25 protein-coding genes and 2 tRNA genes are annotated in these 26,314 nt (G+C 70.3%); 9 read left to right on the top strand and 18 right to left on the bottom strand.

What is annotated here, in order from left to right:
• Window positions 1-45: 45 nt before the first annotated feature.
• The 9 genes from ASF37_RS06300 to gyrB all read right to left on the bottom strand — a co-directional run bounded on the left by ASF37_RS06300 (window position 46) and on the right by gyrB (window position 10,003).
• A complete protein-coding gene (locus tag ASF37_RS06300) occupies window positions 46-648 on the bottom strand; it encodes a response regulator transcription factor (RefSeq protein ID WP_056579541.1) in 603 nt (200 codons plus the stop codon).
• Window positions 645-1,775 (bottom strand): sensor histidine kinase, encoded by a 1,131-nt coding sequence (locus ASF37_RS06295; RefSeq protein ID WP_200931186.1) that lies wholly within the window; start codon window positions 1,773-1,775, stop codon window positions 645-647. Before ASF37_RS06295 ends, ASF37_RS06300 begins: the two co-directional genes overlap by 4 nt.
• A 17-nt stretch (window positions 1,776-1,792) precedes the next feature.
• Complete coding sequence (locus tag ASF37_RS06290; protein WP_055962467.1) at window positions 1,793-2,590, bottom strand: ABC transporter permease; 798 nt, start codon at window positions 2,588-2,590, stop codon at window positions 1,793-1,795.
• Complete coding sequence (locus ASF37_RS06285) at window positions 2,587-3,570, bottom strand: ABC transporter ATP-binding protein (RefSeq protein WP_056579539.1); 984 nt, start codon at window positions 3,568-3,570, stop codon at window positions 2,587-2,589. Before ASF37_RS06285 ends, ASF37_RS06290 begins: the two co-directional genes overlap by 4 nt.
• Window positions 3,571-3,688: 118 nt before the next feature.
• Window positions 3,689-3,761 (bottom strand) — tRNA-Ala (locus ASF37_RS06280).
• A gap of 150 nt (window positions 3,762-3,911) precedes the next feature.
• Window positions 3,912-3,989: transfer RNA gene (locus ASF37_RS06275), tRNA-Ile, on the bottom strand.
• 141 nt (window positions 3,990-4,130) lie between these two features.
• Window positions 4,131-5,150, bottom strand: a complete 1,020-nt coding sequence (locus tag ASF37_RS17570; protein ID WP_235499960.1) for a DUF3566 domain-containing protein — start codon at window positions 5,148-5,150, stop codon at window positions 4,131-4,133.
• Window positions 5,147-7,705: a DNA gyrase subunit A gene (gene gyrA, locus ASF37_RS06265; protein WP_235499984.1), complete on the bottom strand. Its 2,559-nt coding sequence runs from the start codon at window positions 7,703-7,705 to the stop codon at window positions 5,147-5,149. Before gyrA ends, ASF37_RS17570 begins: the two co-directional genes overlap by 4 nt.
• 189 nt (window positions 7,706-7,894) lie before the next feature.
• Window positions 7,895-10,003 (bottom strand): DNA topoisomerase (ATP-hydrolyzing) subunit B, encoded by a 2,109-nt coding sequence (gyrB, locus tag ASF37_RS06260; protein ID WP_369815221.1) that lies wholly within the window; start codon window positions 10,001-10,003, stop codon window positions 7,895-7,897.
• Window positions 10,004-10,224: 221 nt separating this feature from the next.
• On the opposite strand from gyrB, the gene ASF37_RS06255 reads away from it, so the two are divergent.
• Window positions 10,225-11,064 carry a phosphatase PAP2 family protein gene (locus ASF37_RS06255; RefSeq protein WP_055962458.1) on the top strand — a complete coding sequence of 280 codons (840 nt, stop codon included), beginning with the start codon at window positions 10,225-10,227 and terminating at the stop codon, window positions 11,062-11,064.
• A 26-nt stretch (window positions 11,065-11,090) separates the two neighbouring features.
• On the opposite strand, the gene ASF37_RS16785 is transcribed toward ASF37_RS06255, so the two are convergent.
• The 5 genes from ASF37_RS16785 to dnaA all read right to left on the bottom strand — a co-directional run bounded on the left by ASF37_RS16785 (window position 11,091) and on the right by dnaA (window position 16,898).
• On the bottom strand, window positions 11,091-11,702 hold the full coding sequence (locus ASF37_RS16785) for a DUF721 domain-containing protein (protein ID WP_082480387.1): 612 nt from the start codon (window positions 11,700-11,702) through the stop codon (window positions 11,091-11,093).
• 1 nt (window position 11,703) lies between these two features.
• Window positions 11,704-12,837 (bottom strand): DNA replication/repair protein RecF, encoded by a 1,134-nt coding sequence (recF, locus tag ASF37_RS06245; RefSeq protein ID WP_055962455.1) that lies wholly within the window; start codon window positions 12,835-12,837, stop codon window positions 11,704-11,706.
• A 3-nt stretch (window positions 12,838-12,840) separates the two neighbouring features.
• Window positions 12,841-13,761, bottom strand: a complete 921-nt coding sequence (gnd, locus tag ASF37_RS06240) for a phosphogluconate dehydrogenase (NAD(+)-dependent, decarboxylating) (RefSeq protein WP_055962451.1) — start codon at window positions 13,759-13,761, stop codon at window positions 12,841-12,843.
• 45 nt (window positions 13,762-13,806) lie between these two features.
• Window positions 13,807-14,949, bottom strand: a complete 1,143-nt coding sequence (dnaN, locus tag ASF37_RS06235; protein WP_055962449.1) for a DNA polymerase III subunit beta — start codon at window positions 14,947-14,949, stop codon at window positions 13,807-13,809.
• Between the two features lie 440 nt (window positions 14,950-15,389).
• Window positions 15,390-16,898 carry a chromosomal replication initiator protein DnaA gene (gene dnaA / locus ASF37_RS06230; RefSeq protein WP_055962446.1) on the bottom strand — a complete coding sequence of 503 codons (1,509 nt, stop codon included), beginning with the start codon at window positions 16,896-16,898 and terminating at the stop codon, window positions 15,390-15,392.
• Window positions 16,899-17,244: 346 nt separating this feature from the next.
• On the opposite strand from dnaA, the gene rpmH reads away from it, so the two are divergent.
• The 8 genes from rpmH to ASF37_RS06195 are packed head-to-tail and all read left to right on the top strand — an operon-like array spanning window position 17,245 to window position 22,060.
• A complete protein-coding gene (rpmH, locus tag ASF37_RS06225; RefSeq protein ID WP_055962443.1) occupies window positions 17,245-17,382 on the top strand; it encodes a 50S ribosomal protein L34 in 138 nt (45 codons plus the stop codon).
• 3 nt (window positions 17,383-17,385) lie between these two features.
• Window positions 17,386-17,769, top strand: a complete 384-nt coding sequence (rnpA, locus tag ASF37_RS06220) for a ribonuclease P protein component (RefSeq protein ID WP_082495337.1) — start codon at window positions 17,386-17,388, stop codon at window positions 17,767-17,769.
• Entirely contained in the window at window positions 17,766-18,059 is a 294-nt protein-coding gene (yidD, locus tag ASF37_RS16780; protein WP_082506424.1) for a membrane protein insertion efficiency factor YidD, read from the top strand. The genes rnpA and yidD overlap by 4 nt, the downstream gene beginning before the upstream one ends.
• Window positions 18,044-19,015 (top strand): membrane protein insertase YidC, encoded by a 972-nt coding sequence (yidC, locus tag ASF37_RS06215; protein ID WP_055962440.1) that lies wholly within the window; start codon window positions 18,044-18,046, stop codon window positions 19,013-19,015. Before yidD ends, yidC begins: the two co-directional genes overlap by 16 nt.
• 7 nt (window positions 19,016-19,022) lie before the next feature.
• Window positions 19,023-19,496 carry a R3H domain-containing nucleic acid-binding protein gene (locus ASF37_RS06210; RefSeq protein WP_055962437.1) on the top strand — a complete coding sequence of 158 codons (474 nt, stop codon included), beginning with the start codon at window positions 19,023-19,025 and terminating at the stop codon, window positions 19,494-19,496.
• Between the two features lie 55 nt (window positions 19,497-19,551).
• Window positions 19,552-20,127: a 16S rRNA (guanine(527)-N(7))-methyltransferase RsmG gene (rsmG, locus tag ASF37_RS06205; protein ID WP_235499959.1), complete on the top strand. Its 576-nt coding sequence runs from the start codon at window positions 19,552-19,554 to the stop codon at window positions 20,125-20,127.
• Window positions 20,124-21,161, top strand: coding sequence for a ParA family protein (locus tag ASF37_RS06200; protein WP_369815220.1), 1,038 nt, complete (start codon window positions 20,124-20,126; stop codon window positions 21,159-21,161). The genes rsmG and ASF37_RS06200 overlap by 4 nt, the downstream gene beginning before the upstream one ends.
• A complete protein-coding gene (locus tag ASF37_RS06195) occupies window positions 21,158-22,060 on the top strand; it encodes a ParB/RepB/Spo0J family partition protein (RefSeq protein WP_055962427.1) in 903 nt (300 codons plus the stop codon). Before ASF37_RS06200 ends, ASF37_RS06195 begins: the two co-directional genes overlap by 4 nt.
• 669 nt (window positions 22,061-22,729) lie before the next feature.
• On the opposite strand, the gene trxA is transcribed toward ASF37_RS06195, so the two are convergent.
• The 4 genes from trxA to ASF37_RS06175 all read right to left on the bottom strand — a co-directional run bounded on the left by trxA (window position 22,730) and on the right by ASF37_RS06175 (window position 26,280).
• Window positions 22,730-23,053, bottom strand: coding sequence for a thioredoxin (gene trxA / locus ASF37_RS06190; RefSeq protein WP_055966076.1), 324 nt, complete (start codon window positions 23,051-23,053; stop codon window positions 22,730-22,732).
• A gap of 47 nt (window positions 23,054-23,100) precedes the next feature.
• Window positions 23,101-24,099, bottom strand: a complete 999-nt coding sequence (gene trxB, locus ASF37_RS06185) for a thioredoxin-disulfide reductase (protein ID WP_055962424.1) — start codon at window positions 24,097-24,099, stop codon at window positions 23,101-23,103.
• Window positions 24,100-24,181: 82 nt separating this feature from the next.
• The gene (locus ASF37_RS06180; protein ID WP_055962418.1) at window positions 24,182-25,762 is read right to left on the bottom strand and encodes a protein kinase family protein; all 1,581 of its coding nucleotides are present in this window, start codon (window positions 25,760-25,762) and stop codon (window positions 24,182-24,184) included.
• Window positions 25,763-25,842: 80 nt separating this feature from the next.
• Window positions 25,843-26,280, bottom strand: coding sequence for an HNH endonuclease (locus ASF37_RS06175; RefSeq protein ID WP_056556876.1), 438 nt, complete (start codon window positions 26,278-26,280; stop codon window positions 25,843-25,845).
• Window positions 26,281-26,314 lie beyond the last annotated feature (34 nt).

The raw sequence follows: 26,314 nt of genomic DNA, 5'->3' as shown, positions 1-26,314 counted from the left end.
CCCCTGCTCGTCGGATCGGGACACGGTAGCGCGGAGTGGGGGCCGTCAGAGCCATCCCTGCCGCTCCGCCTCGCGCACCGCCTCGGCGCGGTTGGCGGCCCCGGTCTTGCCGATCGCCGCGGACAGGTGGTTGCGCACCGTGCCCTGCGATAGGTGCAGGCGACCGGCGACCGCGGCCACGCTGGCGCCGTCGCGCGCCTCCCTCAGCACCTCCGTCTCGCGCTCGGTGAAGGGAGAGTCCCCGCTGACCAGGCTGTCGGCGGCCAGCGTCGGGTCCACGACCCGCAGCCCGGCGTGCACGCGGCGCACGGCGTCGGCCAGCTGCGTCGCGGGGACGTCCTTCACGACGAACCCGGACGCGCCGGCCTGCAGCGCCCGGCGCAGGTAGCCCGGCCGTCCGAAGGTCGTGACCACCAGCACCCGCGTCGCGGTCTCGGCGACGACGCCGCGGGTGGCCTCGATGCCGCCGAGTCCCGGCATCTCGATGTCGAGGAGAGCGACGTCGGGGGCGTGCTCGCGGACGGCGGCCAGCACGTCGGCACCCGACCCGACCTGCGCGACGACCTCCAGGTCCTTCTCGAGGTCGAGCAGCGCCGCGAGGGCTCCGCGCACCAGGGCCTGGTCGTCGGCCAGCAGGATCCTGATCATCGCTCGCCTCCCGAGACCACGCGCAGGCTGAGCCCGGGCTCGAGGTCGCGCAGCACCACGGCGGCCCCGGCCTCTGCGGCGCGCTCGCGCAGGCCGGCGAGCCCGTGGCCGTCGCCTGGAGACGCGGACCGGAGTCCCTGGCCGTCGTCGCGCACCTCGACCGACGTGGCGTCCACCGTGACCACGCACGCGCGGGCGTCGGCGTGACGCACCACGTTGGTGACCCCTTCGCGCACGGTCCAGGCGAAGAGGTCGCGCAGGTCACCCGGCACCTCGTCGACCGTGCCGGGAAGGTGGGCCTCGACACCGGCGGCCCGGAGTGCCTCGCGGGCGCGGGAGATCTCCCCGGGGAGCGTGATCTCGCGGTACCCCTCCACGGCGCGGCGCACGTCGGCCAGGGCGTCGCGGCCGAGCCGTTCCAGGTCGGCCACCTCGGCCCGGGCCCGGTCGCGATCGCCCGCGTCGCCGGACTCGAGCAGACGTCGGGCCAGCTCGGCCTTCACGGTGATCACGGTGAGCGAGTGGCCGAGGATGTCGTGCAGGTCGCGGGCGAAGCGGCTGCGCTCGTTCTCCACCGCCAGCTCGGCGTTCTCCTGCTGCGCCAGGAGCAGGTCGCGGTTGCGGGCGAGGAGGGCCCGCAGGCCGAAGATGGCCACCGAGCCGGCCAGGGTGCCGAAGGCGACACCGGCCTGGCTGCCCCAGTCCTCCACAGCGCCGAGGCCGAGGGTGCCGAGCACGCACACCAGGACCACCACGAGGGCGAGGCGTCCCGGGAAGAGGACGACCGACGAGATCGCCACGTAGACCACGCAGGTCAGGCCGACCTCGCCGAGCAGCGCGATGTCGAGCCCGGCGAGCAGGACCAGCCCCGCGAACAGGGCGAGGCCCGTCCGCCCGACGCCCTCCGACGCCCCTCGGGTCAGCCAGCGTTCACGGCGCACCCGCACCCACGTGAGCATGTACAACGCGGCGAAGGCGACGGTGACGACCAGCCCGAGCACGCCCGCCAGCTCGTCGCGTCGGTCCCACGCGGCGAGCAGCGGGTCGCCCAGGAAGAACAACCACACCAGCGCGAACCACGGACCCAGCCGTCCTGGGGAGGACGGCCGGGTCTCGGTGGTGCTCACGTCGGGCAGCGTACGACTCACACGCGCCCCGTGTCCTTGCTCATGCGCCACGCCGCGCCGGCGACGAAGACGCTGACCCAGACGAGGGCGTTGACGACGGCGTACCAGGGCAGCTCACCGGTCAACGGGGCACGGCTGATCTCGGCCACCCCGAACATCGGGGTCAGGGACGCCACGTGCCACATGACGGAACCCTCCGAGATCGGGATGAAGACGTTGCCGAGGAAGGCCAGCACGGCCAGGCCGGGGCCGAGCACCTGCATCGCGTTCTCGCCCGGGACCACGTATCCGACGAACAGCCCCAGCGCGGCGAACACCGACGAGCACAGCAGGGCGAGGACCGCGCAGGCCACCCATCGGACGACCGGCATGTCGGCGTTGCCCTGGGCGATGCCGGCCACGTTGACCGCCCCGACCGCGAGCGCACCCAGCGCGAGCGCGCAGAGCGCCTTCGTGGCGATGTAGGCCATGGGGTGCAGCGGGGTCAGGCGCAGCTGGCGCGACCAGCCCACCGCGCGCTCGAGGGCGACCGACGAGCCGGCCACGGCCGTCGTGATGGCCGCGCCGTACAGCGCCATCGAGACCATGACGTACGCCGAGACGTTGCCGTGGCCCACGCTCTCGTTCATGTCGCTGCCGCTGCCGAAGGCGAAGAGCAGGGCCGGCGGGAACAGCAGCGTGAAGAAGAGGGTGCGCTTGTTGCGCAGCATCCTGCGCAGCTCCAGGCCGAAGAGGGTCCCGTTGAAGCCGCCGAGGCGTGGGACGCGGCGCTCGCTGTCGGTCGTGGTCGTCGGGGCGGTGCTGAGGGTGCTCATGGGAGGCTCCTGTCGGACGAGGTGGCGAGGGGCTCGCCCGTGGGATCGGCGGTGAGGGCGACGAACGCGTCCTCCAGGCCGCGCGCGACGATCTCGAGGTCGTGCGCGTCGGTGCGGGTGAGCAGGTGTCGCGCCACGGCGTCGGTGTCCGTCCCGTGGACCATCAGCGTCTCGCCGCGCACGTCGACGCCCTCCACGCCGGCGAGCGCGGTGATCTGCGCGACCGCGGCGTCGTCGAGACCGGGGCAGGTGGCGCGCACGGTGCGGCCGGCTGCCCGTGCCTTGATCTGTGCTGCGGTGCCGTCGGCGACGATCCGGCCGCGGCTCACGAGCACGATCCGGTCGGCGTAGGCGTCGGCCTCCTCGAGGTAGTGCGTGGCGAACATGACGGTCCGGCCCTGGCGGGCGTCGTCGCGGATCGCGCTCCAGAACGCGCGGCGGCCCTCCACGTCCATGCCGGTGGTCGGCTCGTCGAGCAGCAGCAGCTCGGGGTCGCTCAGGAGCGCCAGCGCGAACCGCAGGCGCTGCTGCTCACCTCCGGAGCAGAGGCCGACCGTGCGATCGGCGAGATCGGCGATCCCAGCTCGCTCGAGCACGTCGTCGACCGGGCGGGTGTGGGTGAAGAGGCTCTTCACGTACCGGACGGTCTCGACGACGGTGAGGTCCTTCAGCAGCCCACCGCTCTGCATGACGGCGGCCACCAGCCCGTTGGCGACGGCGTCGCGCGGGTCCCGGCCCAGGACCTGGACCGAGCCGGACGTGGGCCTGCTGAGGCCGAGGATCATGTCGATCGTGGTGGTCTTGCCGGCCCCGTTCGGGCCGAGGAAGGCGACGACCTCGCCGGGCCGGACGGTCAGGTCGATGCCGCGGACGGCCTCGACGTCGCCGAACGAGCGTCGCACCTGCTCGAGGCGGACCGCGTCGGGCCGGGCGTCGTGCCCGGGCGTCCCCTGCTGGGAGACGGTGCTGGTCTGGTTCATGCTCCGAGCATCGTCGGACGCCGACCGCCGTGCCCCGTCCGCACGTCACGACCTGACCGTGACGGATGTCAGGGGTGGTGGGGCGGTCCACCTCCGCAGCGATGCATGGTGACCAGGGTGGAGCTGAGGGGACTCGAACCCCTAACCCCCTGCTTGCAAAGCAGGTGCGCTACCAATTGCGCCACAGCCCCTCAGAGGATCAGACCGGGTCGGTCGCCTGCTCCCAGGTGGTGCGCGTGACCGCGACTCCGTCGTCACGACGGGACCGGACCCACAGCACCCCGAGCGCCGCGAGGACGAGGGCGAGAAGCTTCTTCATCGTGTCCTCCTCGTGCGTCCGGTGGTGGGCCCAGCTGGACTTGAACCAGCGACCTCTTCCTTATCAGGGAAGCGCTCTAACCGAGCTGAGCTATGGGCCCGCAACAGCGATGAACTCTACCCCACCGTCCTCGTGCCGGACCAATCGGGTCATGCGGCACGGTCGTTCCCCGCCATCGGTGGATCATCAACCGCAGAAGCGTTGCTGCGGTTGACGATCCACCGATGGGGGCGAAGCCGGATCAGCTGTCGGTGAAGGTGACCTCGATGCCGCCGAGGAGCTGGGCGGCGAGGTTGTACAGGTGGGCGGCGACCGTGGCGATCGCCGTCATGAGCACCACGTTGATGGCGCTGAACACCAGCGTCAGGCCCACGAGTCGGCCGAGGCCCAGGTAGTCGGTGAGGTCGAAGCTGCCCTCGCTGTCGGACAGCACGTTGGTGACCGTGCCGTTCAGCTGGTCCCAGATGCCCGTGAGGTCGAGCACGACCCAGAAGATCGTGACCGCGACGACCGAGACGATCATCAGCGCGACCGACACGACGAAGGCCAGACGGGTGACCGACCACGGCTCGACGTGCGTGAGCCGCAGACGGGCCTGGCGACCCGACGCGGACGCGGCGGAGGCGGCCGGAGCAGGGCTGGTCGCTGCGGGAGCATCGTCCTTGACCGCCGGGATGACGGCCGTGGAGTCCGGGCTCTGGCGCGTGGTGCGGGCGTAGTCGCCCGCCGTCGGCGTCGATGAACGGGACGAGCTGGACGACGTCGCGGTGGACGAGCCCGAAGCAGGAGACTTCGCCGGCGTGGACTCCGGGGTCCTCGGCGACTGCGAGGTCTTCTTGGCCTCGGCGGCCTTCTTGGCCTCGGCGCGCTTCGTGGCCGCCGACGCAGCACCCGATCGCGGTGCGCCGGGTGCGGCCTTGTCGCGCGGCGCGGCCTTGTCGGTGGGCTTCTCGGTCGACTTCGCCGCGGGCGTCCTCGGTGCAGGCTTCGCGGCGCTGCTCTCCGACGAGCTCGAGGCCGATGACGGCCTACCGCTCGCGGCCGGACGTGCCGGACCCGCCGGTCGGCGGGCCGTGCCGTTGGACTCGTTCCTGGTCGACTCCTCCGGGGACTGGCGCGCCTCTCTCAGCGCGTCGGCCACCGTCTTCTGCGAACGGACGGGCTTGCCGTCGCGACCGAGTCGGGGGATCTGCTGGGTGCGCGCGGCGTCGCCGGCGCCCGGGCGCGGAGCCCGGTCCTCAGGCTTCTGCGGATCGCTCACTCGTCCTGCCCCTCGTCGGTCGTGTCGGGCCCAGCGGCTTCGGCCTCGGGCGTCACGGATTCCACCGTACCGGGAGCAGCCGCCTCGGCATCTGCGTCGGGCTCCGCCGCGCCGCTCAGATCGGTGTTGCGGGCGATCGTGACCACCCGGTCGGAGCCCTTGAACTTCACGAACGTCACGCCCATCGTGCCGCGACCCTTGGCCGGGACCCCAGCCACCTGGCTGCGCGTGACCTGACCGCTGGCCGTCACCGAGATGACGTCGTCGGTGTCCTTGAGCACGAGGCCACCGACCAGCTCACCGCGGTTCTCGGTGATCTGCATGGCCTTGATGCCCAGACCACCGCGGCCCTGCAGGCGGTACTCGTCGATCGACGTCTTCTTGGCGTAGCCACCGTCGGTGACGGTGAAGACGTAGAGCCGGTCCTCCTCGGGCACGTCCTCGACGGCGACGTCGGCGTGCTCGTGACGGATGACCGTCATCGACAGCAGCGCGTCGTCGCCGCGGAACTTCATGCCCGTGACGCCCGACGTGGCGCGACCCATGGGCCGCAGCTGGTCGTCGTCGGCCCGGAAGCGGATGGCCTGGGCCTTCTTGCTGATCAGCAGCAGGTCGTCGTCGGGGCCGGCCACGTCGGCACCGATGAGCGCGTCGTCGTCGTCGCGGAAGTTGATCGCGATGACGCCGGCCTGGCGCGGGCTGTTGTAGTCGGCCAGGCGGGTCTTCTTGACCAGGCCCTTGCGCGTCGCGAGCACCAGGTACGGCGCCTGCTCGTAGTCGCGAATGGCCAGCACCTGCGCGATCTCCTCGTCGGGCTGGAAGCTCAGCAGACCGGCCACGTGACCACCCTTGGCGTCACGTCCGGCCTCGGGCAGCTGGTAGGCCTTGGTGCGGTACACGCGGCCCGCCGTGGTGAAGAACAGGATCCAGTGGTGCGCCGTGGTCGGGAACAGGTGCTCGACGAAGTCGCCGTCGCGCAGCTGGGCCCCGCGCACGCCCTTGCCGCCGCGACCCTGCACCCGGTACAGGTCGGTGCGGGTGCGCTTGGCGTAGCCGCCGCGCGTGATCGTGACGACGACGTCCTCGTCGGGGATGAGGTCCTCCATCGAGAGGTCGCCGTCTGCGGCCACGATGGGCGACCGGCGGTCGTCGCCGTACTTGTCGGCGATCTCGGCCAGCTCCTCGGACACGATGGTCCGCTGGCGCTCCGGCTTGGCGAGGATGTCCTTGTAGTCGGCGATCTCGCGCTCGAGCGCGGCGAGGTCGTCGATGATCTTCTGCCGCTCGAGGGCCGCCAGGCGCCGCAGCTGCATCTCGAGGATGGCGCGGGCCTGCAGCTCGTCGATGTCGAGCAGCCCGATCAGCCCGTCGCGGGCCTCCTCGACGGTGGGGCTGCGACGGATGAGCGCGATGACGTCGTCGAGCGCGTCGAGCGCCTTGACCAGGCCGCGCAGGATGTGGGCGCGCGCCTCGGCGTCGTCGAGCAGGTACTGGGTGCGTCGCTGGATGACCTCGATCTGGTGGCTGATCCAGTGCGTGATGAAGCCGTCGAGGGTGAGCGTGCGGGGCACGTCGTCGACGATCGCCAGCATGTTGGCGCTGAAGTTCGACTGCAGCTCGGTGTGCTTGTAGAGGTTGTTGAGCACCACGCGGGCGACCGCGTCGCGACGCAGCTTGACCACCAGACGGCGACCGACGCGCGAGGACGACTCGTCGTTGACGTCGGCGATGCCCTGCACCCGGCCGGTGAGGGCGAGGTCGGCGATCTTCTCGGCGAGGTTGTCGGGGTTGACCTGGTACGGCAGCTCCTTGATGACCAGGCTCAGGCCGCCCTTGACGTCCTCCTCGATGTCGACGATGCCGCGCATCGTGATCGATCCGCGCCCCGTGCGGTACATCGTGTCGATGCCCTGGGTGCCGACGATGAGGCCGTGGGTGGGGAAGTCCGGACCCTTGATCCGCTCCATGAGCGCCTCGAGGAGCTCCTCGCGACCGGCCTCGGGGTGGGCCAGCGCCCACTGGGCGCCGTCGGCGACCTCGCGCAGGTTGTGCGGCGGGATGTTGGTGGCCATGCCGACGGCGATGCCGGCCGAGCCGTTGACGAGCAGGTTCGGGAACCGGGCCGGCAGGACCGTGGGCTCCTGGGAGCGGCCGTCGTAGTTGGGCCGGAAGTCGACGGTGTTCTTGTCGATGTCGCGCACCATCTCCATGGCGATGGGCGCGAGCTTGCACTCGGTGTACCGCATGGCCGCGGCGCCGTCGTTGCCCGGCGAGCCGAAGTTGCCCTGGCCCGAGATCATCGGCGCGCGCATGACCCAGTGCTGCGCGAGGCGCACGAGGGTGTCGTAGATCGCCGTGTCGCCGTGCGGGTGGTACTGACCCATCACGTCACCGACGATGCGCGAGCACTTGGAGAACCCGCGGTCGGGGCGGTATCCGCCGTCGTACATCGCGTAGAGCACGCGACGGTGCACGGGCTTGAGGCCGTCGCGCACGTCGGGCAGCGCGCGCGACACGATCACGCTCATGGCGTAGTCGATGTAGGAGCGCTGCATCTCGACCTGCAGCTCGACGGGCTCGGTGCGGTCGTGCTCGGTGGGGATATCAGTCACGGCTAGTTCCTGTCAGTGGTATCGGACGCCACGAGGTGCGTGCGATGGCAAGGTCGAGGAGCGACGCTGGCCCGGGGTTGGCCTGCGAGCGACGAGAAACGCCGCCAGCGTGCGTGCATCGTGGTGATCCGATCAGATGTCGAGGAAGCGGACGTCTTTGGCGTTGCGCTGGATGAAGGAGCGACGCTGCTCCACGTCCTCGCCCATGAGGATCGTGAACATCTCGTCGGCCATGGCACCGTCCTCGAGCGTGACCTGGCGCAGCACGCGCTGCGCCGGGTCCATCGTGGTGTCCCACAGCTCGGAGTCGTTCATCTCGCCCAGACCCTTGTAGCGCTGCACCGGGGCCTCCTTGGGCAGACGCTTGCCCGCCTCGGCGCCGGCCGCGAGCAGACCGTCGCGCTCGCTGTCGGTGTAGGCCAGCTCGTGGGGCGAGTTCGTCCACTTGATCCTGTACAGCGGCGGCTGTGCCAGGTACACGTGGCCGCCGTCGATGAGCGGCTTCATGAACCGGAACAGCAGCGTGAGCAGCAGGGTGGAGATGTGCTGGCCGTCGACGTCGGCGTCGGCCATCAGCACGATCTTGTGGTACCTCAGCTTGGCCATGTCGAAGTCGTCGTGGACGCCGGTGCCGAGCGCGCTGATGATCGCCTGGACCTCGGCGTTCTGCAGGATCTTGTCGATCCGGGCCTTCTCGACGTTGAGGATCTTGCCGCGCAGCGGGAGGATCGCCTGCGCGTACGGGTCGCGACCACCCTTGGCCGAACCACCGGCCGAGTTGCCCTCGACGATGAAGATCTCGCACTCCTCGGGGTTGCGCGACTGGCAGTCGGCCAGCTTGCCCGGCAGACCACCGCCGCCCATGAGGCCCTTGCGGTTGCGGGCGAGGTCGCGCGCCTTGCGGGCGGCGAGACGTGCCGTGGCGGCGTCGATCGACTTGCGCACGATGACCTTGCCCTCGGCGGGGTTCTGCTCGAACCAGGCGCCGATGTAGTCGTTGACGACCGACTGCACGTAGGAGCGGGCCTCGCTGTTGCCCAGCTTGGTCTTGGTCTGGCCCTCGAACTGCGGCTCCTCCAGCTTGATGGAGACGATCGCCGTGAGGCCCTCGCGGATGTCCTCGCCCGAGAGGTTGTCGCTGGCCTTCTTGATGAGGCCCTGCGCCGTGGCGAACTTGTTGACCGTGGTGGTCAGCGCCGCCCGGAAGCCCTCCTCGTGCGTGCCGCCCTCGTGGGTGTTGATCGTGTTGGCGAAGGTGTGCACCGACTCGGTGAAGGAGTCGTTCCACTGCATCGCGATCTCCAGCGACAGGCCCTTGGCCTCGTCCTCGGCCTCGATGGAGATGACCTCGCGATGGATCGGCGACTTGCTGCCGACGTTGATGTGCTCGACGTAGTCGACGAGTCCGCGGTCGTAGCGGAACTGCACCTCGCGCTCGATCTCGTCGACGACCGAGTCGTCGGCGGCGGCCTCGACGGCTGCGTCGCGGTCGTCGCGCAGCCGGATCTCGAGGCCCTTGTTGAGGAAGGCCATCTCGCGGAACCGGGTCTTGAGGGTGTCGAAGCTGTACTCGACGGAGTCGAAGATCTCGGCGTTCGCGTAGAAGGTCTGCGCCGTGCCCGTCTCGTCGGTGGCCTCGCCCTTCTCGAGCTCGGCCGTGGGCACGCCGTTGTCGAATGTCTGCCGCCAGACGAAGCCGTCGCGCTTGACCACCGTGTGCATGGTCGTGCTCAGCGCGTTGACCACGGAGATGCCGACACCGTGCAGACCGCCGGACACCTTGTAGCCGCCACCGCCGAACTTGCCGCCGGCGTGCAGCGACGTGAGCACGAGCGTGACCGCGGGGATGCCCTCGGTGGGGTGGATGTCGACCGGGATGCCACGACCGTCGTCGACGACCTTGACGCCGCCGTCGGCCTGCAGCGTGACCTCGATGTGGGAGGCGTGACCGGCCAGGGCCTCGTCGACGGAGTTGTCGACGACCTCGTAGACCAGGTGGTGCAGGCCGCGCTCACCGGTGGAGCCGATGTACATGCCGGGGCGCTTGCGGACCGCCTCGAGGCCCTCGAGCACCTGGATGTTGCTGGCGTCGTAGGAGCCGGCCACCGGGCCGCCGCGCTGCAGGGCGGTTCCGCCGTCAGCAGCTCCACCCTCGTCCGTCACGGTGCCATCGGTCACGATGTCCTCGTTCGTCGGCGCTGAGTTCTCGGGAGTCGCGGCGTCGTCTGGAGTTGTGGTCACCGAATCAGTATACGGGCGATTCTGTGGCTCCCAGCGCACTGTCCCCAGTGTCAGCCGCGGACTTTTCCCGCTCAGATGCCACTGGGAGGCCACAGAGCATGCCTGGGAGCCTCGCGCAGGGTGGTCACCCATGGCCCGATCGCCCGCCGGTCCTGTTCGAGCGTCTGCGGCCACTCTGGCGTCGTTCGACGGAGGTTGCAGCCATGCGTCATCGTTGAGCCATGGCGCTCACCGAACCCGACCCGACCACGGTACCGACGCCGCAGCGTCCGGTCCGCGGCTCCGCGGTGCGGGGTCCGGCCGCTCTCACGGCGGTCGCCGCCGTGGCCCTCGGGGGCGTCCTCGTCTGGTTCGTCCTGCTGACGCCGCTCGGCCAGCGCCTCGACGAGCGCGCCATGAACACCGTGGTCGCCGGGCGCGAGACCCAGCTGCAGGTGCTGAGCGTGCTCGGCTACGTCTCGATCGGTGCCATCGGGATCGTGTCGATCGTCTGCGTGGCGCTGGCGCTGTCGCGTGGACGGGTTCCCCTGGCTGTGGGGGCCCTGACGATCATCGCCGGGGCGAACGTCACGACGCAGGTGCTCAAGCACGTGCTGCTCCAGCGTGCCGACCTCGTCGACGGCGTCGTGGCGTCCAACAGCTTCCCGAGCGGCCACACCACCGTCATCGCCTCGGGCGTCGGAGCGCTGTGCCTGGTCTCCCCGCGGTGGATGCGCCCGCTCGTGGTCCCCGTCGGCGCGTTCGCCGTCGCCCTGACCGGAGCCTCGACCGTGGTCGCCGGCTGGCACCGTCCGTCCGACGTCGTGGGCGCCGTGCTGGTCACGACCGCGTGGACGGCCGCCGTCTCCGTGCTGCTGGGCAGCGACCACGAACGGGTCCCCGGCACCTGGCTGCTCGCCCTCGTCGGATCGATCGGTGCGATCGTCGCACTCGTCGCCATCGGTGTGCGCCCGTCGTACGGGTGGGACGGCTTCACCGACGCCGCGCTCGTGCTCGGAGCCCTGGGTGTGGCCCTCGGCCTCGGCGTCGCCGCGGCCAACCGGGTCACGCCGACGTCGTAGGGGCTGGCCAGCGGAGGTCGGTGACCTCACCCGTAGGTGTCGCGCGGGCCGCGACCCTTGACCGAGCGGAGGCCACGCTTCCACGACGGGGCCTGGGGACCGCGCACCTCGATGCGCAGGACCGAGCCGTCGCCGAGCTCCTCGTTCAGGCGTGCCACGAGGCGCGGGGCGAGCAGACGCAGCTGGGTGGCCCAAGCCGTGGAGTCCGTCTTCACGTGCACGATGCCGTCGGCGTACCCGTCGACGGCCGAGTGCGTGGCGATCTCCGGACCGACGATCGAGGCCCAGTCGGTGAAGACGCGTTGAGCCGAGAGACGTCCGTCCCAGCCCTGCTGGCGCACCAGGTCGCCCAGGGCGTCGGCCACCGACGACGGGTCCTCGCGACCCTTGCGCCGAGCCGGGGTGGAGCCGTGGACCCGACGCCGCCGTGGTCGAACCGGTGCGCCCGTGCCGCGGTAGGAGTCGGCGATCTCGCGCGCCAGGCTGAGCGGGTCCGGCTCGACCGCCCCGGTGTCCGGCCGATCGGGCGGGTCCGTGGGGGCGTGGTCAGCAGGACCGTCCGAGCCTGGGGTGGCCCTGTCGGGTGCGTCCTCGCCGGAGGTGTCGTCACCGGGGGCGTCGTCGTCCGGACCGCTCACGTCATGCTCCGGTGACCTGTCCGCCGTGGACGTCGAACCGCTGCCCGGCGAGCGCCTTGGGAACGTCCTCGGCCACGGCCGCGGTCACGAGCACCTGCTCGGCATCGCCGACCAGCTCGGCGAGCTGCTCGCGCCGACCCTGGTCCAGCTCGGCGAAGACGTCGTCGAGGATCAGCACGGGGTCGTCGCCGTCGTCGTCGCGCAGGAGCGTGAACGACGCGAGCCGCAGGGCCAGGGCGAGCGACCACGACTCGCCATGGCTGGCGTAGCCCTTGGCGGGCAGGGTGCCGATGGCCAGCTCCACCTCGTCGCGGTGCGGACCGACGAGCGTGACCGCTCGGTCGAGCTCGTCGCGTCGACGCTCCTCGATGCCGGCGAGCAACGCCTCCCGGACCCCGGCGGGCGACTCGTCGTCGGCCGGGGTCGACGCACGGTAGAGGGCGGTGACGTCGCGCCGGTCGGCCGCCGCCTCGGTGGCCACCGTCCGGTACGAGTCGACGAGGAACGGTGCCAGGTCGTGCAGCAGCGCGATGCGCGCGGCCACCAGCTCACCACCCAGGGTCGCCAGCTTGTCGTCCCAGATATCGAGAGTCGACATGTCGACTTGTCGATTCGAGAACCGTCCACTGCGGGCAGACTTCAGCAGCGCGTTGCGCTGACGCAGGACCCGCTCGTAGTCGGCCTTCACGCCGGCGAGCCGCGGGGTGCGCAGCACGAGCAGTCCGTCGAGGAACCGGCGCCGGTCCGACGGGTCGCCCTTGACGAGCGCCAGGTCCTCGGGGGAGAAGGTCACCGTGCGAAGCACGCCGACCAGGTCGCGGGTGCGCGGCAGTGCGGCGCGGTTGACCCGGGCCCGGTTGGCCCGACCCGGCGTGATCTCCAGCTCCAGCAGCGCGGTCCGATCACCCCGCACGACCTCGGCCCGGACCACGGCGCGGTCCGTGCCGGCCCGCACCAGGGGCGTGTCCGACGAGACCCGGTGCGAGTCGAGCCGCGAGAGGTAGTCCACGGCCTCGACGAGGTTGGTCTTGCCCTGGCCGTTCGCCCCGATGAACGCGGTGGGTCCCGGCTCCAGAACGATCTCGACCTCGGGGTAGGACCGGAAGTCGTGCAGCGAGAGACGGGCGACGTGCATGCGTCAGGAGGGGCGTGCGTCCATGTCGGCCGGGTCGTGACCGGCCTCGGACGCAGCCTGCACGGCGTGACCACCGAACTGCTGACGCATGGCCGCGACGGCCTGCATGGCCGGCGACTCGTCCTGGCGCGACACGAACCGCGCGAAGAGCGACGCCGCGATCGTGGGTGCCGGGACCGCGTGGTCGATGGCCGCCTCGACGGTCCACCGTCCCTCACCGGAGTCCTCGGCGTAGCCGCGGATCTTCGACAGGCCGGGGTCGTCCTGCAGGGCCTTGACCAGGAGGTCGAGCAGCCACGAACGGACCACGGTGCCCACGCGCCACGAGTCGAAGACGTCGGTGACGTTGTCGACCAGCTCGGCCTTCTCGAGCAGCTCGAAGCCCTCGGCGTAGGCCTGCATCATGGCGTACTCGATGCCGTTGTGGACCATCTTGGAGAAGTGCCCCGCGCCGACACTTCCCGCGTGGACGAAGCCGGACTCACCCTCGGGCTTGAGCACGTCGAACGCGGGCTGCACCTTCGCGATGTCGTGCGCGTCGCCACCGGCCATGAGCGCGTAGCCGTTCTCCAGACCCCACACGCCGCCGCTCACGCCGCAGTCGACGTAGCCGATGCCCTTCTCGGCGGCCAGGGCCGCGTGCTTCTCGTCGTCGGTCCAGCGGGAGTTGCCGCCGTCGACGATGACGTCGCCCTCGCCGAGCAGCCCGATGAGCTCCTCGACCGTGGCGCGGGTGATCTCGCCCGAGGGCACCATCACCCAGACGACCTTGGGCGAGGGGAGCTCGGCGACGAGCGCCTCCAGCGAGTCGACGTCGGTGACGTCGGGGTTGCGGTCGTAGCCCGTGACGGTGACACCACCGTCGCGCAGCCGGGACCGCATGTTGCCGCCCATCTTGCCGAGTCCGACGAGTCCGAGGTGCATGGATCTCCCTCCCAGGAGTCGTGGTGTGCGAGGTGGTGGCGCAGGTCAGCCCTGCAGACGCACCGGCATGATCAGGTAGCGGAAGGCGCCGTCGGGTGAGTCGCCGATCTCGCGGACGCCCGAGATGGCGGCGGGCTTGGTGTGCTGGGTGAACGCGAGGTGCACGACCGGCTCCGACATGACGCCGAGCCCCTCGAGCAGGTAGCCGGGGTTGAACCCGATCGAGATGTCGGCACCGTCGATGGTGGCCTCGATCGACTCCGACGCCTGCGCCTCGTCGCCGCTGCCTGCCTCGAGGAGCACCTGGCCCTCGGAGAAGGTGAGCCGGACCGGGGTGTTGCGCTCGGCGACCAGCGACACGCGCTTGACGGCGTCGACCAGGTCGGACGTGCGTACGTACGCGACCGTCTCGGCCTGCGCCTGGAAGAGCTGGCGCACCCGCGGGAAGTCACCCTCGAGCAGGCGGGTGGTGGTGCGGCGGGTGCCGTTGCCCACGGTGCCCTCGAAGCCGATGAGGCCGTCGCCGGCCTCGCCCGAGGAGATCGCGATCGTGATGTCGGAGCCCGACACCAGTGACCGCGCGGTCTCGCCGAGCACGCGGGCCGGCACCAGGGCGTGGCCGGAGGCGTCGCCCGCCTCGGGGAACCACTGCATCTCGCGCAGGCTCGCGCGGAACCGGTCGGTCGCCATCAGCGAGATGGTGGAGCCGTCGATCTCGAGCCGAACGCCGGTCAGCAGCGGCAGCATCTCGTCGCGGCCGGCCGCGGCACTGGCCTGAGCGACCGCGGTGGCGAACTCGTCGGCCTTGATCGTCCCGGACGAGCTGGGCATCTGGGGCAGCTGCGGGTACTCCTCGACCGGCATCGTCGACAGGCTGAACCGGGCACTGCCGCAGGAGACCTGGACCTTGGTGCCGTCGAGGCTGACGTCGATCGGCTTGGCCGGCAGCGACTTCACGATCTCGGCGAGCAGACGCCCCGAGACCAGCGCACGCCCGTCGTCGGCGACCTCGGCGGGCAGGGTCGCTCGCGTGGAGGTCTCGTAGTCGAAGCCCGACAGCGTGAGGCCGTCGCCGGACGTCTCCACGAGCAGGCCGGCGAGGACCGGCACGCTCGGCCGGGTGGGCAGGCTGCGCGCGGTCCACGCCACGGCGTCGGCGAACGTGTCGCGATCGATGCGGAATCTCAAGGATCGAGGCCTTTCGGGCATGAAGAGACTAGGACTGCATCCTGCCACGGACGCGGTGGGACAGGTAGGTCGGGAGAGCACGGGTTCGGCCGTCGGGTCGGTCGTCCACATCCCACCCCGCAGGACACTCTTGCGGAGCATCCGGACATGTAACTCTCTCGTCGTCGTCGTAGCCGGTGTGGATTCGGTGGACAACTGCCGTTCGTGCAGGTCAGGTCGCCTGCGAGCCCGTGGACAGGCCTGTGCGTGGTCCGTGGACGGCCCCCGGTGCCCTGTGCAGCGCGTGGCGCCGTTCACATCTCGTTCACACGGACGTCGTGTGTGTCCACCTCGAGTCGAGACTTTCCCACAGAGTCGTCCCCAGGTGTGCATGAACGATGCGGGCGCAGCACGACGAGACCGACGCCCGTGGGGGCGGCGGCCGTGGAGGGGCGACCAGGTCAGTTCTGGCGAGCCTGCTGCTTGATGCGGTTCGTCAGCTCCGTGACCTGGTTGTAGACGGCGTGCTTCTCGGCCATGAGCTTGCGGATCTTGCGATCGGCGTGCATCACGGTGGTGTGGTCGCGGCCGCCGAAGTCGGCGCCGATCTTGGGCAGCGACATGTCGGTGAGCTCGCGGCACAGGTACATCGCGATCTGACGGGCGAGCACGAGGTCGCGGCTGCGGTTCGTGCCGCACAGCTCCTCGATGGAGAACTCCGAGTAGGCCGCGGTCTGGGCGAGGATCACGCCCGAGGTGATCTCGGGCTCCTCACCTTCGGCGACCAGGTCCTTGAGCACGATCTGCGCCAGCTGGAGGTCGACCGTGGTGCCCTGCAGGTTGGCGAAGGCGGTGGCGCGGATGAGGGCGCCCTCGAGCTCGCGGATGTTCGTCTGGACCTTGCTGGCGATGAACTCCAGCACGTCGGCCGGGGCGGTGAGCTTCTCGATGGCCGCCTTCTTGCGCAGGATCGCGATCCGCGTCTCGAGGTCCGGCGGCAGCATCTCGGTCTGCAGGCCCCACTCGAACCGGTTGCGCAGCCGCTCCTCGAGCGTGCGCAGGTTCTTGGGCGGGCGGTCCGACGTCATGACGATCTGCTTGTTGGCGTTGTGCAGCGCGTTGAACGTGTGGAAGAACTCGGTCTGCGTCGACTCCTTGTTCTCCAGGAACTGGATGTCGTCGACCAGGAGGACGTCGATCTCGCGGTACTTCTGGCGCAGCGCCGACGTGCGGTTCTCGCGGATCGCGTTGATCACGTCGTTGGTGAACTCCTCGCTGTTGACGTAGCGCACGCGCGAGGAGGGGTAGAGGTTCAGGACGTAGTGACCGATGGCGTGCAGCAGGTGGGTCTTGCCGAGGCCGGAGTCACCGTGGATGACGAGCGGGTTGTAGGCCTTGCCGGGCGCCTCGGCCGCGGCGACGGCGGCGGCGTGGGCGAAGCGGTTGGACGAGCCGATGACGAAGTTCTCGAAGAGGTAGCGCGCGTTGAGTCGTGCCTCGTGGACGCTCGTGCGTCGCTGGTGGGGGTCGGGCTCCTGGGCCCAGCTGGGCTTGAACTCGTCGGCGTCGATCTCCTCGACGTCCTCGTCAGGGGCCTGGTTGACCAACGTCAGTGGATATGTCGACTTGTCGTCTTGTGGACTTCTCTCGACGGGAGGTCGCTGCTCGTCGGGCTGTGCCGTGGCAGCCGACGACTTCTCGCCCAGGGCCGGCTCGATCGTGACGACGAGGCGGACCTGCTCGCCGAGCTCTGCCGAGAGGGCGTGCTCCAGGGCGGGCCGCACCCGCGACTCCAGCTGCGCCCGGCTCAGGTCGTCGGGCACGCCGACGATGAAGATCCCGGGGTGCCGGCTGATCGGCTCGGCGTTGTAGACCCAGACCTTGGCGCCCATCGAGAGTGTGGACACCGCCTGCTCCCACGCGGCAGCGAGGTCGCCGACCTCATTGCTCGGCTCTGAGCCCTCGGTCATGCATCTCTCCCGGATGGTGGTGTGGTCCACAAGGTTTTCCACACGGTGTGCATCCAGCTCCCCGATGGCCGCGCGCTGTGGAAAAGTCGCAGACGGGCGACGCTAGCAGCGCGGCCAAGGCTCGATCAAGCGACTTCGGAACATTCGTGTGGATCGTGCGGCGTGTCGGTTGGACCAGCGTCAGCGTAGTGCCCTATGGGGTCAGTTTGACCGTCGTCCGGCGCCCCCGTACCGTGGAGCAGTCGTGCAACACGACCGTTGCCGCATGCCCACGGATCGAGATCCTCACCGCGGGCGAGCGGTGGCCGTCGATCCCCGGCCCGAAACGTCGAAGGACCTGATTCTCGTGAGCAAGCGTACGTACCAGCCGAACAACCGCCGTCGCGCCAAGAAGCACGGCTTCCGCCTCCGCATGCGCACCCGCGCGGGGCGCTCCATCCTGGCCAACCGCCGCCGCAAGGGCCGCGCGAAGCTGTCTGCCTGAGCCGTGCTCCGACGGGCCCACCGCATGCGTGAGGCAGGTGACTTCAAGGTCGCCGTCCGTCGCGGGGCGAAGGCCTCGACGCCGACCCTCGTCGCGCATCTCTCGATCGGAACCGACGGAGACACCTCCGTCGGTTTCGTCGTGTCCAAGGCCGTCGGTCCCGCCGTGGTGCGCAACCGGGTGAAGCGTCGACTGCGCCATCTGGTGGCGCCTCACCTGGTCGGTGGCACGCCGGCGTCGGTGCCGCAGGGCTCCAAGCTGGTCGTCCGCGCCCTGCCGGCGTCGGCCCGTGCCGACAGCGTGCGGCTCGGTGCCGATCTCGACCTCGCGCTGACCACGGTCGTGCGCAAGGCCGAGCAGCGGATGCCGGCCGGAGCCGGTCGATGAGGACCGTGCTGGTGGCCCTGCTGAAGGCGTATCGTTTCGCGATCAGCCCGTTGTACGGCCAGGTGTGCCGGTACTACCCGACCTGCTCGGCCTATGCTCTCGAGGCCGTCGAGACGCACGGTGCGCTGCGCGGTTCCTGGATGGCGGCACGTCGAGTCGGACGCTGCCACCCGTGGGCCGCCGGCGGCGTCGACCCGGTCCCCCCGCGCCGTGGGTCGGGCCCCCCTGATTCTCTCGCCGTCACGACGGCGACCACCCCCACCCCTGGAGAACCATGTTCGACTTCCTAGGCTCGATCGGCTCGGCCATCATGACGCCGCTGTACTACGCGGTGTCCGGCATCCTGCTGGTCTGGCACGAGCTGTTCACCCGGATCGGGCTCGACCCCGCCGGTGGCTGGTCGTGGGCACTCGCGATCGTCGGCCTCACCGTGACGATCCGTGCCCTGCTGATCCCGCTCTTCGTCAAGCAGATCAAGAGCAGCCGCAACATGCAGCTGCTGCAGCCGCACATCAAGGAGCTGCAGAAGAAGTACGGGCACGACCGGGAGCGTCTCGCCCAGGAGCAGATGAAGCTCTGGAAGGAGCACAACACCAACCCGTTCGCCTCGTGCCTGCCGCTCCTGCTGCAGATGCCGGTGTTCTTCGCCCTGTTCCGGGTGATCGACCAGGCGGCGAAGAACGGTGCCGAGGGCGCCCGCGGCTTCATGACCGAGAAGCTCGCCGAGCAGCTGCAGGACGCGATCTTCCTCGGCGGACGCATCGCCGACACGCTCGTGAACGCCACGCACGTCGAGACGCGCATCATCGCCATCGTCATGGTGATCACGATGTGCGCCACGCAGTTCCTGACGCAGCGCCAGCTGATGAGCAAGAACATGCCGCCCGACGCTCTGTCCGGCCCGTACGCCCAGCAGCAGAAGATGCTGCTCTACGTTCTGCCGTTTGTCTTCGCGATCGGTGGTGTGGCTTTCCCCGTGGGTGTGCTCATCTACTGGACCACGTCGAACTTCTGGACCATGGGCCAGCAGTTCTACGTCATCCGCAACAACCCCGCTCCTGGCACCCCGGCCTTCAAGGCCAAGCAGGAGCGCGACGTGAAGCATGGCAAGAACGTGGCCGAGGATCCTCTGAAGGAGCTGGAGAAGCCGCACCCCGGCGTGACGCGCAACCAGCCCAAGAAGCAGACCCGCAACCAGCGTGTGTCGGGATCGCGACCCAGCCCGAACAAGAAGAAGAGGAAGTGACCGGCGCATGACGGATGCAGACAAGCTCGAGGCCGAGGGCGACATCGCTGCGGACTTCCTGGAGGAGCTGCTGGACATCGCGGACCTGGACGGCGACATCGACATGGACGTGGAGAACGACCGCGCGTCGGTCTCGATCGTCGGTGGCGACCTGGACCAGCTGGTCGGCCGTGACGGCGAGGTGCTGGAGGCCCTGCAGGAGCTGACGCGTCTCGCGGTGTACCGCGAGACCGGCGAGCGCAGCCGACTCATGCTCGACATCGGCGGTTTCCGCTCGCAGCGTCGTACCGCTCTGGAGTCCGTGGCTGCCGGTGCCATCGAGCGGGTCCGCGCCGGCGAGCCGAGCGTCGCTCTCGACCCGATGAGCCCGTTCGAGCGCAAGGTCGTCCACGACGCCGTTGCGGCAGCCGGCCTGGTCAGCGAGTCCGAGGGCGCCGATCGTTCGCGCCACGTCGTGGTCCTGCCAGCATCGGACGACTGATCTCCGGATGACTGTTTCACGTGAAACACCCCCGCCGCCGCCCGTGGCTGCGGGGGTGTTCCATGACCAGCTGCCGTTGGTCTCCCGGTACGCCGGCATCCTCGCCTCCGACGGTGTCGAGCGGGGGATGATCGGACCCCGCGAGGTGCCCCGTCTCTGGGACCGCCACCTCGTGAACAGCGGCGTCGTACTGCCTCGCCTCCCCCAGGGAGCCACCGTGGCCGACGTCGGCTCCGGCGCCGGGCTGCCGGGTCTCGTGTGGGCCATCGGCCGACCCGACCTGCAGGTCACGCTGGTCGAGCCGCTGCTGCGTCGCACGACCTTCCTGGACGAGGTCGTGGCGGAGCTCGACCTGACGAACGTGAGGGTGGTGCGCTCGCGTGCGGAGGACGTCGACGAGACCTTCGACGTGGTGACCGCGCGCGCCGTGGCCGCTCTGGAGAAGCTGGCGAAGTGGTGCATGCCTCTGGTGAAGCCGGGAGGGGTGCTTCTGGCACTGAAGGGGCAGTCGGCGCCCGAGGAGCTGGAGAGTGCGAAGCGCACCCTCGGACGCCTCGGTGCCACCGATACGCTGATCCGGACGTACGGTGAGGTCGAGGTCCCGACGACGGTGGTGGAGGTGACGAAGTGAACGCCCATGACGGTGGAAGCGGCCTCGGCGGCGTTTCACGTGAAACACACCCCCTGCACGGCATCTCCGAGCAGGCCAGCCCGGCATCGACCTACGCCACCACGGCAGCCGAGACGGCCGCAGCGACGCCGATGCCGGACGACTCGACACCCCTGGCCCGTGAGGCGCAGGACCATGTGGACCTGGCGCGCCGGGCGCGCAGCACGAGTCAGCTGCCTCGTCCGTCCTCGACCCGCGTCTTCGTCGTCGCGAACCAGAAGGGTGGCGTCGGCAAGACGACCACCGCGGTGAACGTGGCCGCGGCGCTGGCGCAGAAGGGTCTGCGCATCCTCGTGGTCGACCTCGATCCTCAGGGCAATGCGTCGACGGCTCTCGACATCCCGCACAGCGAGGGCACGCCGGGGGTCTACGAGGCCCTCGTGGAGGACGTGCCGATGAGCGACCTGGTGCAGCGCGCACCCCAGCTCGAGGGACTGACCGTCCTGCCGGCCACCATCGACCTCGCCGGTGCCGAGATCGAGCTCGTCTCGCTCGTGGCACGCGAGACGCGGCTGAAGCGGGCTCTCGAGACCCACCTCGACGAGCGTGAGCGCGCGGGGGACCGCATCGACTACGTGATCATCGACTGCCCGCCGTCCCTGGGTCTGCTCACGGTGAACGCCCTGGTGGCGGCCCGCGAGGTGCTCATCCCGATCCAGTGCGAGTACTACGCGCTCGAGGGTCTGGGTCAGCTGGTGCGCAACATCGAGCTCGTGCGCGCCCACCTGAACCAGCGGCTCGAGATCTCGACCATCCTGCTGACCATGTACGACGCCCGCACCCGGCTGTCGGCCGGCGTCGCCGAGCAGGTGCGCGAGCACTTCGGCCCGAAGGTGCTGGCCACGGCGATCCCGCGCTCGGTGCGCATCTCCGAGGCACCCAGCTACCAGCAGACGGTCCTCACCTACGATCCCGGCTCGTCCGGGGCGTTGTCGTACCTCGAGGCGGCCCGCGAGATCGCGCAGGCCGCGCACACCAGCGAAGGGGATGCATGATGGCACCACGCCGTGGACTCGGACGAGGTCTGGAGTCGCTGATTCCCTCGACCCCCGCTGAGGCCGAGGCGTCGGGCTTGAAGGAGGTCGCGGGGGCGCGGTTCGCCGAGCTGCCCCTGGACTCCATCGTGGCGAACCCCCGCCAGCCGCGTCAGGTCTTCGACGAGCAAGACATGTCCGAGCTCGTGCACTCCATCAAGGAGGTCGGCCTGCTCCAGCCCGTGGTCGTGCGGGAGGTGTCCCCGGGCTCGTTCGAGCTGATCATGGGCGAGCGCCGGTGGAGGGCGAGCCGCCTCGCCGGCCTCGACACCATCGGCGCCATCGTGCGGGACACGACCGACGAGGACCTCCTGCGCGACGCGTTGCTGGAGAACCTGCACCGCTCGCAGCTGAACCCGTTGGAGGAGGCCGCCGCGTACCAGCAGCTCCTCGAGGACTTCGGCTGCACCCAGGAGGAGCTGGCCGACCGGATCGGTCGCTCACGTCCCCAGGTCACCAACACGCTGCGTCTGATGAAGCTGCCGCCCGCGGTCCAGCGTCGCGTGGCGGCCGGTGTGCTCTCGGCGGGTCATGCTCGTGCGCTGCTCTCGGTGGGCAACCCCGAGGTGCAGGACCGGCTGGCCGCCCGGGTGGTTGCCGAGGGCATCTCGGTGCGTGCGCTCGAGGAGATCGTGAAGTTCGGCGACTCCGAGGACCAGGCCACGTCACGCTCGCGCACGCAGGGCCGCACGGTGACGGCACCGCGCCTCGCCGACCTGGCCTCGCGCCTGTCCGAGCGCTACGACACCCGGGTGAAGGTCGACCTCGGCAAGTCCAAGGGCAAGATCACCGTGGAGTTCGCGACGGTCGACGACCTCGAGCGCATCGTGGCCATGATGGACCCGCCGCGGAACCACTGATCAGCAGATCAGACAGCATACAAATCGACAAATCGACAAATCGACAAGTCACTTTAGCGTTTCGCCGACTCGGTGATCGGCGTCCGTCGTCGCCAGTCGCTGCGGCGCTGGGGTGGGCTCTCAGGTGCCGCTGCGTCGCTGGGGCTCCTCCTCGACCTGCGCTCCGAGAGGCCTCGACCGGCGGCGGGGTCCAGGCTCGGGCGGGCTCGCGGAGCGCGGCCTGGGTGACGCAACGTTCTGCGTTCGCGCGTGAGGGGGCAAAGGATGCTGCGTTCGCTACGAGATCCCGTCGCGAACGCAGCACCGTTCGAGCTTCTGCGCACAAAGGCAGAATCCTGCGTCCCGGTGGGCGGGGGTGGGCAGTGATTCTCCTTCGTCGTGGACCGTTCCGCACGAAGGGAGGACCTCTGCCCGCACGGGCCCCTGGCCGGGCCCCGCAGACCCAGCCGGCACGAGACCGCTGCTCCGGTCGAGGCCCTTTCGGAGACCACCCTCACTCGCAGTCACAGCGGCGCAGCAGCACGCGAAGACCCACCCGCAGAGACGCAGCACCACGCGAGACCCAGCCCAGCGCCCACCAGGTACGGGCCCACGCGTCCTCGAGGAACGACGAAGCCCCGGCGCGGTGCACCGGGGCTTCGTGACGTCAGGCGCACAGGCGCCTACGGGTCAGGCGTACTCGGACAGCTCGCCGAGGATGGCCGACTTGGGGCGGACGCCGACGATCGACTTCACGACCTCGCCCTTGTAGTAGAGGTTCATCGTCGGCAGGCCGGTGACCCGGTACTGCGACGGGGTGACGGGGTTCGCGTCGGCGTCCATCTTGACGATGGTGAGCGCCTCGCCCTTCTCGGCGGCGATCTCCTCGAGGATCGGGGCGAGCTGGCGGCACGGGCCGCACCAGCTGGCCCAGAAGTCGACGAGCACGGGGCCGTCGGCCTTGAGGACCTTCTCGTCGAAGTCGGCGTCGGTGACGGGGGTGATGTCAGGCATGGGGTTCTCCTTCAGCAGGTGGGGTCGGTGGTCGGTGGGCGTGCAGGTCACTCGGCGTACTGGGCCATGGCGACGTCGGGAGTGGGCAGCCCGGCCTGCTCCATGTCGGCGAGGAACCGCTCGGCGTCGAGCGCGGCCGAGCAGCCGGTGCCGGCGGCGGTGATGGCCTGGCGGTAGGTGTGGTCGACGAGGTCGCCCGCGGCGAACACACCGGGCAGGTTGGTCGCGGTGCTGCCAGGCTTCACCAGCACGTAGCCCTCGTCGTCGAGGTCGACCTGGCCGGTGAGCAGCTCCGAGCGCGGGTCGTGGCCGATGGCGATGAACAGGCCCGTGGCGTCGAGGTCGCGGGTCTCGCCGGTGACCGTGTCGCGCAGGGTGATCTTCTCGAGCCGGCCCTCGCCGTGCAGCTCGGCGACCTCGGAGTTCCAGGCGAACTCGATCTTGTCGTTGGCGATGGCGCGGTCCTGCATGATCTTCGACGCGCGCAGCTCGTCGCGACGGTGCACGAGCGTGACCTTGGAGGCGAAGCGGGTGAGGAAGGTGGCCTCCTCGACGGCGGAGTCGCCGCCGCCGACGACCACGATGTTCTGCTCGCGGAAGAAGAAGCCGTCGCACGTGGCGCACCAGCTGACGCCGTGGCCGGACAGCTCGTCCTCACGGTCGACGCCGAGCTTGCGGTAGCCCGAGCCCATGGCCAGCACGACCGCGTGGGCGCGGTAGGTGCTGCCGTCGGCCAGGCTCACGGTCTTGACGTCGCCGGTGAGGTCGACCTCGGTGACGTCGTCGGAGATCAGCTCGGCACCGAAGCGCTCGGCCTGAGCACGGAAGTTGTCCATGAGCGCCGGGCCCATGATGCCGTCGGGGAAGCCGGGGAAGTTCTCGACCTCGGTGGTGTTCATGAGGGCACCGCCGGCAGTGACCGAGCCCTCGAACACGAGCGGCTCCAGGTTGGCGCGCGCCGCGTACACCGCTGCGGTGTAGCCGGACGGGCCGGAGCCGATGATGATGAGGTTGCGGACGCCATCGGTGGACGACTGAGTACTCATGGATGCCTTCTCGTAGACGGGTCTCTCCCTGCTCCAACGCAGTCTAGGTGCCGAACATTCCAGGCACCGCCGACAGCACGGGTCAGCGTCGGCCCTGCACGGTGACCTCGCGCACCTCGCCCTGGAAGTCGCCGGGCCTGACCTCGGGGAGCCGGGTGAGCCACAGGACGATCCGCCGGGTGTAGGTGCCCTCGGGGAAGCTCACGGTGACGTCGCTGCCGAGGTCGTCGAGCGCCGCGATGCGCTGCAGGTCGGCGAGCCGGGTGGGAACCTCGCCGCCAGGGCTGGAGGCGTACACCGACAGCGACGTGCCGGCACCACCGAGGAGCACGCGCACCGACTCGACCTCGCGCGGGCCGCCGAGGTCGAGCACCAGCCCGACGCCGTCCTTGAGGCCGCCCAGGTCGGCGCGGTTGAAGTAGGTCGTGGTGCGCCAGGCGGTGTCGGGGTCCCCGTCGACGGCCAGCGGCACCTCCTCGGGGTTCTCCTCGCCGTCCTCTCCCTGGGGGTCGAGGTCCTGGACGTCGACCACGGGCAGCGTCTCGACCGCGGCGCGGTCCCCACCGGGGGTGGTGCCCGCGACGGGGGCGTCCTCGTCGGTGGACCGACCCACCACGAAGGCCAGGCCGGCAGCGATCAGGAGCACCATGACGATGCCGGCGAGCACCAGCTTGCGGTCACCGGTCGACGTCGCCCGCCGGGCGCGGGAGACGCCCCGCTCGAAGGTCGTGGGCGGAGCAGGCTCGAAGGCCTTGGGCCGGCGGCGCGGCGGCTCCAGGCCCGGGGGTGGCCCGGCCGGCACGATCACCGGGTCGAGCCGCAGCAGGTCGGGCGACGAGATGTGCAGCGGGCTCGGGTCGTCGACCTCCGACTCGTCCTCACCGGTCAGCCGCAGGGCCCGGGCGATGTCTGCGGCCGTGCGCAGCGGGGTGCGGTGGTGCATCGGCGGACGGCCGAGGATCCGGTCGCACACGGCGTCGACGTCGCGCGAGACGCCGGCCCTCACCTGCCGGGGGCGCAGGAGCCGTCCGTGCTCGACGGGCGCCGACCTCAGGCCGTCGACGGGAACCCCGGGCCACCGGCTCACCAGGCAGGCGTAGAGCAGCTTGCCCAGGGCCTCGACGTCCATCTGCTCGTAGGCCTGCAGGTCGTCGAAGGTGTCACGGTGGCCGGCGGGCGCGAGAGCGGTGGCCACCCCCAGACCCACGATGCGCACGGCACCGGTCTGCTTGAGCAGCACGTGGTGCGGGGTCAGACGTCGGTGGAAGAGGTTCTTCTCGTGCGCGTGGGCCAGCGCCTCGGCGACCTCGGCGACGACCGTGGCAGCACGACGGTTGGGCAGCGCCGACTGCCGCAGCAGCTGGTCGAGGGGGAACGCCCGCGCCCACTCCCGGACGATGACGTGGTGGTCGTGGTCGGACTCCACGAGGTCCAGCACCCGCAGGAACCGCGGGTCGGTGACGGTGGTCGACTGCCGGGCGGCCTCGAGGAAGTTGTCGGCTCGCGGGTCGGTGCTCGGGAGCATCTCGATGCCGACGTTGCGCGCCAGCACGGTGTCGTGAGCGCGCCACGTGGTGGAGCCGAGCTTCTCGGTGACGAGGTCCTGCAGCACGTAGCGTCCGTCGAGCTCGTCACCGGCCCCCAGGGCCCGCCGCTCGGTCATCGCCACCTCTTCCGTGTGCGCTCCCATCGTAGGACGCGGCACCTGGCCCGGTGGGCGCCACGCAGCGACGGGACGACCGGTCAGCCGACGAGGAAGCCCGGTGGGGGGACGGCGGGGGTGACGAGCAGCGTCATGCCGGCCTCGGCAGGGGTCCGGTCGGCCTTGCGGTGGTTGCACCGCAGGCACGCGGCCACGGCGTTCTCCCAGGTGAGCGTGCCCCCACGGCTGCGCGGGACGATGTGGTCGACGGTCTCGGCCCGGCCACCGCAGTAGCCACACATCTTGTCGCGCGCCTTGACGGCCGACTTGGTGCACAGGTGACCCCGACGGTGCCGCCAGCGGGCCACCACGTAGCGCACCAGCCGCAGCACCTTGGGCTTGGGGAACGGGCCGAACGTGCCCTCGTCCTCCTCCTCGATGACCGCCACCTCGCGCACGAGCATCTTGATGGCGTGGCGCAGCGAGACGCGTTGCAGCGGCTCGTAGCTGGCGTTGAGGACGAGCACGTGGTCGGCCATGGGCGCACCCTTTCCGCGACCAGGGTAGCCGCCG

The organism is Aeromicrobium sp. Leaf289 (assembly GCF_001423335.1).
GTDB lineage: Bacteria > Actinomycetota > Actinomycetes > Propionibacteriales > Nocardioidaceae > Aeromicrobium.
Note: the sequence above shows the minus strand (reverse complement) of the source record. Positions and strands in the feature narration are given on the sequence as shown.